Consider the following 9,716-nt stretch of genomic DNA (forward strand, 5'->3'; position numbering starts at 1 on the left):
GGAACTAGCTTCGCATTCCAAGGTGTCGTGACCCAAATAACGTAGTACGCGAGGTACTTAGTCTGGTCAGAATGGCTTGTCAGATTTCTCTTTCAAGCCTCACGCCTTTAGGCTGAGGTTCCTGACTGAGAATCCCAGAATTTCGATTCGTCCAGCCAAGGACTCGTAATGATTCGTAACAATTAAATTCTACCACACAAAGTAAGGCATTAGTAAATCAACAGAAACGGATTTCTCAAGAAACTAAAGATTTGATGGAAGTAACAAATAATATAACTGTCCATAACTGCGCGTCAAACCAGCAATTTCTCCTGCTTTCTCGCCACTCCCGACGAAATAATCCACGCGTCCCGCCCCTTTAATTGCACCTCCTGTATCTTGATCTAAAACATAACGGCTGAAATGATTTTCCCTTAATTCTCCTTGAGCATTAAACTCTGGGATAGAAGTATGAATAAGGGCTAAAGCACCGGGAGGCATTAAACTTTTATCTGTAGCAATAGAACGTTTTTCACTCAAAGAAACACCGATACTTCCCGTTGCGGGTATGCCGTGTTTCTCGGTAAAGAAAACAAAACTTTCATCGCGAGTGAGATAATTATTTAATTCTTGGGGATGTTCCTCAAAATATTTAAAAATGCGCGGTAAACTTAATTCTTCGAGGGGAATTTTGCCGTCTTTAGATAATTCTCCCCCGATACTCGTATAATTTTTGCGGGTATTTCCAGCATAGCCTACCGTTGTTTGGGTGCCATCGGTTAGGTTTAATTTTGCCGATCCTTGAATATGAATCAGATATGCTTCCCAACGCGATCGCAGCCAAAATAATTCTAATCCTTTTAATTTTCCCTTGGATCCTTGCAGTCCATCTTCTCCTTCTAATTCCTTGCGGGAAGGGTGAGGAAGCGGCCAAGAAGCTAAGTTGGGGGGACTTTTATAGATGGGGTAGGGATATTCTGGAGTGGGGACGGGACTCGCTTCATAAATGGGTTCAAAATAAGCACTAAATAAAACCGTCCCGAGGCGATCGCCTCCGATGGACTGATAGAAAACAAATTCTTGTTTGACTTTGTTTTGCAGGTCTTCTGGGGAGGTAGATGCAAGGAGAAGGGTGCGAAAGCGTTGCAAGCTGCGAAGGACGCGATCGCGACTAATTTCTTTAATGGGATAAGTGCGATAAGCGCGAATCGCTGAGGGAGAATTGAGATATTGCAAACTGCGATCGATCGCTACTAGGAGAGTTTCGCGATCGGATGATTTTCCCCACAATCTTTCATCGCGTCCCAGAGCCTCTTTTAACCAACCACAACCCTTAAGATGAGTAGCAGGGGTGTTTTGTAAGGGTAATTGCGAATCTGCGGACCAGTGGGGCATGAGACACTCTAAAACAGTGCCGATCTCTCCTTTAATTTCTCCTTTAACTTCTCCCTGCCATTGCTGTCGAGGTTGACATCCTACCAGCAGTAGAATGCCAGCGATGCCAATTAACCTAAAACGAGAAAATTGCAAACCGACCATCAGCAAATTCAAAAATAATTGTGCCAAGATAGGACAAACGGATGGAAACCTCATCCTACATCATCTCCTTTACACCATAGTGCCAATGATAGACACGCTACTAGACAAAGTGGGGAATTGGAATCCCCAACTCTTGCGCGAATTAAAAGGCCGATTGACCTCAAAAAACATGGTGATTTCTGCGGGAATTGCTGCCTTGGGTCAAATTTTACTTTATCTCTACTTTAAAAGTCGTTTCGTGGAGATAGGACACAGATTGGGTAGACGCGATCGCTATTGTACCGGACCAGGTAATTATTACGACCGACTCCCCCTCTGTATTAAAAATACCAAAGGAATCGCCGAGTTTAATCATTCCTTGTGGTCTTTAGACTTTTTTATTACCTTAAGCATTATCGGCATAATTGGCTTATTGGTAATCGGAGTATATTTGCTTATTGATGACCTAGCACGAGAAGAAAAGCAGGGGACGCTCAGTTTTATTCGTTTGAGTCCTCAGAATAGCAAGAATATTTTACTGGGTAAACTTCTGGGTGTTCCTGTATTAGTTTATTTAGCTCTTCTCGTCATACTTCCCTTGCATTTTGGCTTAGGACTTGCCGCGCACATTCCCGCACATCTTATCCTTGCTTTTTATGCAGTTGTTGCGGTTAGTTGTTTTTTGTTTTACAGTGCAGCCTTGTTATTTGCTTTAACGGGGACTGGATTAGGAGGATTACAAGCATGGTTGGGAAGTGGTCTTACACTTGGTTTTTTGTTGATTATGGCGATCGCCTGTTTAAAAAACCAGATTCCTTTTGGTAAAAGTCCTCTCAATTGGCTGGTGGTCTTTTATCCTGGTTATATTCTGCCTTATTTGGTCAGTAAAACGCCGCATTCTCTTGGTCTCATTGATTACTTAAATATCAATGATTTCGCAAGGTTAACTTGGTTTAGCCGTTCTCTTTGGAGTAACCCAAGTACAGCTTTTACCTTTACTTTTGTTAACTACGGTTTGGGGATTTATTGGTTATGGTACGGTCTCGATCGCCGCTTCCAAAATCGCAGTATTTCTCCCCTCAGTAAAGGACAAAGTTATTGGCTCAGTAGTAGCACTATGTTTGTGCTGATTGGCTTTGCCGTCCAGCATTGGGGATATGGCAATTACGAACAGAATTTGTTTGATAACTTTTCAGTCGTTTTAGTTCTTCAGTTGATCTTATGTGGAGGATTAATGGCCGCTTTGAGTCCCCATCGCAAAACCTTACAAACTTGGTCCCGCTATCGCCATCAAAAAAGCAAAAAGAACTTGCTTTGGGATTTAATGTGGGGAGAAAAAAGTCCGGCAACTTTGGCGATCGCCTTGAATTTGTTTTCCACTTCTACAATTTTATTAGCGGCAATTTTCCTCACACCTTTGGCTCAGTATCGCCTTCCCCTTATTATGGCTTTATTGGTCAGTAATGGTGTTATTCTACTCTATGCAAGTCTCGCTCAATGGCTGCTACTTCAGAAAAACAAACAACGAGTTATTTTCGCGATTGTAGCAGTGGTTGCTTTGTTATTTATACCTTCTCTAGCTACAAGTGTTTTGAGAGTTACCTTATCTGACTTGGGCATCTTGTCGATTTTCTCTATTGTCCCCGTGTTATTTGTTCGGGATTCTGCAACCTTTATGCCTCTCTTTTCTCTCGTGAGTCAAGGTCTTGCGATCGCGCTCATTAACTTCCAAATGACACGACAATTACGCCAGTTGGGAGAGTCCGATATGAAGGCATTACTCGCAGATAATTATCGTTCTCAAGAGCAATTATCGGGAGTTTCTTAGTTTGTAAAAAAGAGCGATCGCATTGCCAGATCGCTCTTTTACAATTCTCTATTCTTACCGATTACAAAAGGATCGAATAAGATAGAAGATAAACCCATATTAATAAATAATTTCCTTACCAAAACAGTACAATGATGGATACACTACTTGACAAAATTGGGGATTGGAATCCGCAACTCTTACGAGAATTAAAAGGCCGATTGACACCGAAAAATATTATCATTTCTATAGGGATTTCTGCCATCGCTCAAATTTTATTATTCTATCTACATCTTGAAAGTAATTCTGATTCTCATGTCGGGGTTTTGTACCTGTTTATTACCTTAAGTATTGTTGGTATTATTAGCTTATTGGTTGTGGGAATCTATTTTCTCATTGAGGACTTATATCGAGAAGAAAAACAAGGAACTCTTAACTTTGTCCGCTTAAGTCCTCAAACTAGCAAAAGTATTTTACTGGGTAAAATTCTTGGTGTTCCTATACTGGTTTATTTAGCGATACTTTCCGTCCTCCCCTTGCATTTTGGCTTAGGAATTTATACAGGGATACCTGTATATCTTATCGTCGCTTTTTATAGTATTGTTGCGGTTAATTGTTTCTTGTTTTATAGCGCCGCTTTACTACTTGCTTTGGTTCAAGGTGGAATAAAATACTCCCCCGCATCTTTGGGAAGTGTTTTAATGTTTGGCTTTTCATTCCTCTTTGCTCTAAAATTCTTGCATGATCCCAGTCTTTTCCCCATTGGTGCTTTCAATTGGTTTGCTTTATTTTATCCAGGCTATATCCTGCCTTATTTAGTCAATCAAACACCCTATTCCTTCAGTCTTTTTGATAGTTTAAGTAGCAACTATTTCTCAAACTTAACTTGGTTTGATGGGTCTTTCTGGAGTAATCCAATAACGGCTTGTCTGTTTACCTTGATTAGCTACAGTTTGGTGATATCTTGGTTATGGAATGGACTCGATCGCCGCTTCCACAATCGCAGTATTTCTCCTTTAAGTAAAACACAGAGTTACTGGTTGAGTGGTAGCATTATGGTCATTTTGATTGGATTTTCTATCCCAAACCCTATATATAGGGGGAATTGGTTGGAGTATTTATTTGAAAATTTTTCAGCTATTTTAATTCTCCAATTCTGTCTATTCTGTGGATTAATGGGTGCTTTGAGTCCTCATCGTAAAACGCTACAAAATTGGTCGCGTTATCGTCATCAAAAAACCAAGAAAAATTTACTTTGGGATTTAATTTGGGGAGAAGAAAGCCCCGCAACTCTGGCGATCGCATTGAATTTACTTTTGACTTCTACGATTTTACTCATTACAATCTTGCTTTTACCTTTGGGTGAATATCGTCTACAGCTTATAATTTCCCTGTTGGTCAGCAATGGCGTTATTTTACTCTATGCAAGTCTTGTTCAATGGATACTACTGCAAAAATTCAAGCAACGGGTCATTGTGGCGATCGCTGCGATAGCAATTTTATCATTAGTTCCTGCATTATCAATAACTTCCATTTTACCTGAACAAATTGTTCTAGAATGGGTTGGGATTTTATTATCTGTTGTTGGTCAAAGTATCGCGATCGCGCTAATTAATCTACAAATGGCAAGACAATTGCGCCATTTAGGAAAATCTGAGATGCAAGAACTACTATCAGAAAATTCTCGATCGAAGCAGCATTTATCTGGTATGGGTTAGAAAGACTAGAAAGAAAGGCGAATTTTACTTTCGCTTTGACTTAAATGGGAAGTATCTCCTTCTAACTCCACAATCCATTTTTCAGAATCTTTAACAACCTTAAATAAACAACACAAAGGAACTCTACAATCAGGATATTCTGGGACTAATCCTCGGGTTGCTCCTAATACTGACATACCATGACCAATTAAGAGAATATCCTCGGAAAATTCTGAGATCAATTTTCGCACAGTGCGAGCAGTTCTGTCCATAACCTCTGCTTCATTTTCGGGAAATTCTGGAACAATGCGGGATTCATAGCGTAGATCGATTCTAGGATATTGTTGTGCCAATTCTTCTCGAGATAAGCGATCGGGCATTTTTGGCATCCAATCAGCATTTAACCACTCACCCAATCCCGCTTCTAATTTAATCGGTAAATCGAGAAAATAGGCAATTTCATTGGCTGTTTGTACTGTGCGAAGAAAAGGAGAAGCAAAAATATGCACAATTTTTTCTAATTGTAAGCGTTTCCCTAACTCTTTTGCTTGTATGAATCCATCCTCTGATAAAGGCGGATCGTAGCGACGTTCTGCTGTTTCAAACCATTCAGGGTTAACAAAATCAAAACGATTTGCGTGTCTTGCTATCCAAATAGTTTGTGTCATTTTTTCTCTTTTACCAAGTCTTGACGATTTGTTGCAATTCTACTATATCTAAATAATCCCAAGCAAAGGCTTGTCGTAAAAGATTATCAGGAATAAATTTATCATATTTTTGTCGCTGAGGGGAATCGATAAATGCAGTAACATCTTCTGAGGTCAAGTTTTGTTGACATAAATTTACAATTGTTTCCTGAATCGCGATCGCCTCAGTTTTCTCTCCTGATGTCAATAGTAAATAATAAGGAGATAAAGATTTCCTAATTTTTAGGTTCATAAAGTCCCCCATCACAAAGTATATCCATTTTTCTAAAGTATTAAAAGTTTTTGTTCCCATCCAAGGAAAAATGCAATAAAGATTGCGATCGAGAGGATGAATAATTTCGCGATCGAGATCGTAGCGTCGCGCTAAATTTCGCGCTTCAGTCAATCTTGTTTTTGCACCTGGTAATAAATAAGGATAATCATGTTCTGCAAATAAAATTGTTCTCATTTTCTGCAATATTTTCGTGTGAATTTTTCCCATACCACGACCGCGCCAAGCAATATTAGCAATACCAGAAACAGGTTTAACCCAAATATTTCTTTTGCCATAATCGACATCAATAACTTGCCATGTTCTCCCGGCCAGAGAAAATTGTTTCCCAAGAGGAGGAGGTGTAAAAATACTGCCAATTTCTCCTGCTTCTCCTCGGACAATGTACTCCATCGGTGCATCAAAAACAGCATAAAATTGAAAGTTACGCACGATTTTTTCTCCGATTAATCCTAAAATTAAAGTATTATTTTCTGTGACTTCAAGATGTTCTAAATTTTCCCAGTAATTTAAAAGTTGTTGAAAATCTCTCGGGGAGACATCCTGAAAAGCGGGTAAACTTAGCACTTTATTAGCAAGTTCTTGATGCGATCGCTCTCCACGAGAAGCTAAAATACTCAGAGTTTGATGATATAATAAACTATAAGAGTATTTTGGCAATTGAATGGGTTCGAGCCAGCGATCCTCGAGATAAAGTTGAATAATTGCGATAGTTTGTAACAGTTGCCAAGGAATTAAATCTGGCAAAAATTCATCCCCCAACTGTTCTTTTTCCGAACAAATAAAGCGCATATCTGCGGGCATTTCTCGCCGTCCCGTGCGTCCCAATCTTTGTAAGAAACTGGAAACAGATAGAGGCGAATTTAATTGGATAACTCGTTCCAGTTGACCGAGATCGATGCCTAATTCTAACGTTAAAGTTGCCGCAGTTACTGCATAAGTATCCGATCGCATCGCCGTTTCTGCATCCTCTCGCAGGGAAGCGGAAATACTGCCATGATGAACGTGGTAAATATCCGGTGCATTCTGCGATCGCGCTAAAGATCGCAAGTTAGCAATAACGGATTCAGTATCGGTACGACTATTGGCAAAAATCAAGGATTTGCTGTTTTTTGTAATCTCAAATAGATAGCGATAATAGGCATCTGTGGGTTCAATTTCAGAAGCGAGAGGAAAGTGTTCTACCGCTAAACGAACCTTGCGAGAATCATCTGCAATTTCAGGGGCGATCGCGGCTAAATTGGTTCCCATTTGCAACCATTTTTTAGCAGTTTCAGAATCTCCCAAGGTAGCAGATAAGCCAACACGACGAGGAACTTTATTAATAATGCGAGAAAGGCGAACAAGTTGGCATAAAATTTGATAGCCTCTTTCTGAATCCATAAAAGAATGAATTTCATCAATAACGACGAAACGCAAATCGCCAAAGAGTCGAGGAATTGTAGAATAATGATTGATTAATAAACTTTCCAGAGACTCCGATGTAATTTGCAGAATGCCAGAAGGAGATGCAAGGAGTTTTCGCTTGCGACTTGATGGGATATCCCCATGCCAAGCAAAAACGCGGGTATGACTTTGCACTAGAAGATCGTTCAGACGTTCAAATTGATCGTTAATGAGGGCTTTAATGGGACTAATGTAAAGAACTCCAATTGTTTTTGGAGGCTCTTCGTCAAGAAGCGTTAAAATTGGTAAAAATGCGGCTTCGGTTTTACCCGATGCTGTGCCAGTAGCAAGCAAGAGATGAGCATTCGTTTCAAAAATAATCTGACAGGCAGCAATTTGTACATCCCGCAATTGTTGCCAACCCTGATTGTAAATATATTCTTGAATAAAAGGGGACAGGCGATCGAAAGTTTTTTGCGGTATCGTTTTTTGAGACATAATCAACTTCAAAATTTAAACTTATCAGATTTTCTACAGCTAAAGCTAGACTATATGAATAGAATACAGATGTCTCGAAGTATAAAATTATTGGTTGCGCGATCGCAGGTCTTCAGCATTTTAATTCATCTTTACCAAGTTCTCATAACTTTATGATTTCCTTAATACTCGTTGTTATTATTGTCCTGATTGGTTCAGCCTTTTGCTCTTTGACAGAAACTGTAATTTTATCTGTTTCTCCGATTAAAGTTCGACAACTCGGACAGTCCAAAAAGCGATCGGAATTGGCACTTTTTGCTATTCGCACTCGCGTGCATCGTTCAATTGCGACTATTGTTATTCTCAACAATATTTTTAATATTGTCGGAAGTATTTTGATTGGTAGTATTGCTACAACGGTTTTTGGTGACGCTTGGCTGGGAATATTTTCTGCTTTTTTAACCTTACTTATTATCATGTTTGGGGAAATTATTCCTAAAACTGTAGGAGAACGTAATGCTTTCCCGATCGCGCTATGGATTGCTATTCCAGTAACAGGATTAGTTTTTCTTTTAGCACCTTTAGTTTGGTTTATTGAACGGGCAACTTCACCTTTTTTACAGGGGAAAAAGAAACCAACAACTAATGAGGCAGAAATTAAGTTTTTAGCGAGAATTGGACATCAAGAAGGCATTATTGAGGACGACGAAGCAGACATGATCCAGCGCGTTTTTAGCTTAAACGATCTTTTGGCTCACGAGATTATGACCCCGCGCACCGTGATGACTTATTTACGAGGAAGTTCAACTTTAGAAGAAGCCAAATATGATATTATTCTATCACAGCATAGCCGTATTGTCGTGATTAATGAAACAATTGATGAAATAGTTGGTTTGGCTTTAAAAAATGAATTATTAGTGGCTCTTTTAGAAGAAAAAAAAGAGCGAACAATTGCGAGTTTGACCCGCAAGGCTTTCTTTGTTGCTGAAACAATGAAATCTGATAAATTATTACAAGAATTTCAGAAAAAACACGAGCATTTATTTATCGTTGCCGATGAATATGGCGGTGTTTCTGGGGTTGTTACCCTCGAAGATGTCCTCGAAGTTTTAACCGGAGAAATTGTTGATGAAACCGATCGCACTACAGACCTGCAAGAAATTGCCCGCAAGCGTCGCAAGCGTATTTTAGGGGAAAGTTGAGTATTTGTTATGAGCCGATCGCGCTGAAGCTATTTTAGCAGCAGACCGCCAACAATTAGGAATAGATGCCGACTCTTTTTCCTAAAACTCAGACAAACAAATTCACCAAACCTTCTACAAAGCGATCGCGTTCCATAGGTAAGATAGTTTTCCCTCCTAAAACTTCTTGTAGCAGAACAAAATAAATAATTGCCCCGATAAAAGATCGCGCTAACACTTCTGCATCTTTCCCCGCAAATTCAGCATGAGAAGCAAAATATTGACTCAAAGTTTCTAAGATAGGTTTAGCTAAATTTTCGATATAAGGATGGGACAATTCTGGAAATCTCCCCGACTCGGCAATAATCGTTCGCAAAAAGGCTTGCATTTGCCGATCTTGCCCGGCGTTTTCTAATACTTTAGTAGCGAGGAGATGCAAAAATACTTTGGGTTCGGCTTGTAAGATTTTATCATTGAAGGGATTAAAAACAGTACGATATTTTTCTTCTGCCAATCGCTTCACTAAGGCAACAAATAAGCTCTCTTTATCCTGAAAATAGCGATAAACTGTTGCTTTGGAAACTCCCGCCGTCGCCGCTACACCGTCCATATTCGTCGCGGCATAGCCGTGGGTCAAAAACTCTGTCATTGCGCCTTCTAGGATGGCTGTGGCTTTCTCTGTGGACTTTTGGC

General features: G+C 39.7%; 7 protein-coding genes. 3 read left to right on the plus strand and 4 right to left on the minus strand.

Annotation, left to right across the window (positions count from 1 at the left end; translation table 11 throughout):
* Positions 1-243 precede the first annotated feature (243 nt).
* The gene (locus VB714_RS06255) at positions 244-1,572 is read right to left on the minus strand and encodes a murein transglycosylase A (RefSeq protein ID WP_323222257.1); all 1,329 of its coding nucleotides are present in this window, start codon (positions 1,570-1,572) and stop codon (positions 244-246) included.
* 31 nt (positions 1,573-1,603) lie between these two features.
* Between VB714_RS06255 and VB714_RS06260 the strand changes: the two genes are divergently transcribed.
* The gene (locus VB714_RS06260) at positions 1,604-3,325 is read left to right on the plus strand and encodes a hypothetical protein (RefSeq protein WP_323222259.1); all 1,722 of its coding nucleotides are present in this window, start codon (positions 1,604-1,606) and stop codon (positions 3,323-3,325) included.
* A 131-nt stretch (positions 3,326-3,456) separates the two neighbouring features.
* Positions 3,457-5,022 (plus strand): hypothetical protein, encoded by a 1,566-nt coding sequence (locus VB714_RS06265; RefSeq protein WP_323222261.1) that lies wholly within the window; start codon positions 3,457-3,459, stop codon positions 5,020-5,022.
* A 5-nt stretch (positions 5,023-5,027) separates the two neighbouring features.
* On the opposite strand, the gene VB714_RS06270 is transcribed toward VB714_RS06265, so the two are convergent.
* Complete coding sequence (locus tag VB714_RS06270; protein ID WP_323222262.1) at positions 5,028-5,669, minus strand: histidine phosphatase family protein; 642 nt, start codon at positions 5,667-5,669, stop codon at positions 5,028-5,030.
* Positions 5,670-5,679: 10 nt separating this feature from the next.
* Positions 5,680-7,863: a DEAD/DEAH box helicase gene (locus VB714_RS06275; RefSeq protein WP_323222264.1), complete on the minus strand. Its 2,184-nt coding sequence runs from the start codon at positions 7,861-7,863 to the stop codon at positions 5,680-5,682.
* Positions 7,864-8,015: 152 nt separating this feature from the next.
* On the opposite strand from VB714_RS06275, the gene VB714_RS06280 reads away from it, so the two are divergent.
* A complete protein-coding gene (locus VB714_RS06280; protein WP_323222265.1) occupies positions 8,016-9,044 on the plus strand; it encodes a hemolysin family protein in 1,029 nt (342 codons plus the stop codon).
* A gap of 88 nt (positions 9,045-9,132) precedes the next feature.
* Here VB714_RS06280 and VB714_RS06285 read toward each other — a convergent pair.
* Positions 9,133-9,716 (minus strand): TetR/AcrR family transcriptional regulator (locus VB714_RS06285; RefSeq protein ID WP_323222267.1); only part of this gene is annotated, 584 nt, incomplete at its 5' end.

It is taken from the genome of Spirulina sp. 06S082 (assembly GCF_034932145.1).
Taxonomy (GTDB): Bacteria; Cyanobacteriota; Cyanobacteriia; order Cyanobacteriales; family Spirulinaceae; genus CCY15215.

What these genes read in the sequence shown, in the direction of transcription:
- VB714_RS06280 (WP_323222265.1), top strand. Translation starts at nt 8,016, where the DNA reads ATGATTTCCTTAATACTCGTTGTTATTATTGTCCTGATTGGTTCAGCC.
- VB714_RS06265 (WP_323222261.1), top strand. Translation starts at nt 3,457, where the DNA reads ATGATGGATACACTACTTGACAAAATTGGGGATTGGAATCCGCAACTC.
- VB714_RS06270 (WP_323222262.1), bottom strand. Translation starts at nt 5,669, where the DNA reads ATGACACAAACTATTTGGATAGCAAGACACGCAAATCGTTTTGATTTT.
- VB714_RS06260 (WP_323222259.1), top strand. Translation starts at nt 1,604, where the DNA reads ATGATAGACACGCTACTAGACAAAGTGGGGAATTGGAATCCCCAACTC.
- VB714_RS06255 (WP_323222257.1), bottom strand. Translation starts at nt 1,572, where the DNA reads ATGAGGTTTCCATCCGTTTGTCCTATCTTGGCACAATTATTTTTGAAT.
- VB714_RS06275 (WP_323222264.1), bottom strand. Translation starts at nt 7,863, where the DNA reads ATGTCTCAAAAAACGATACCGCAAAAAACTTTCGATCGCCTGTCCCCT.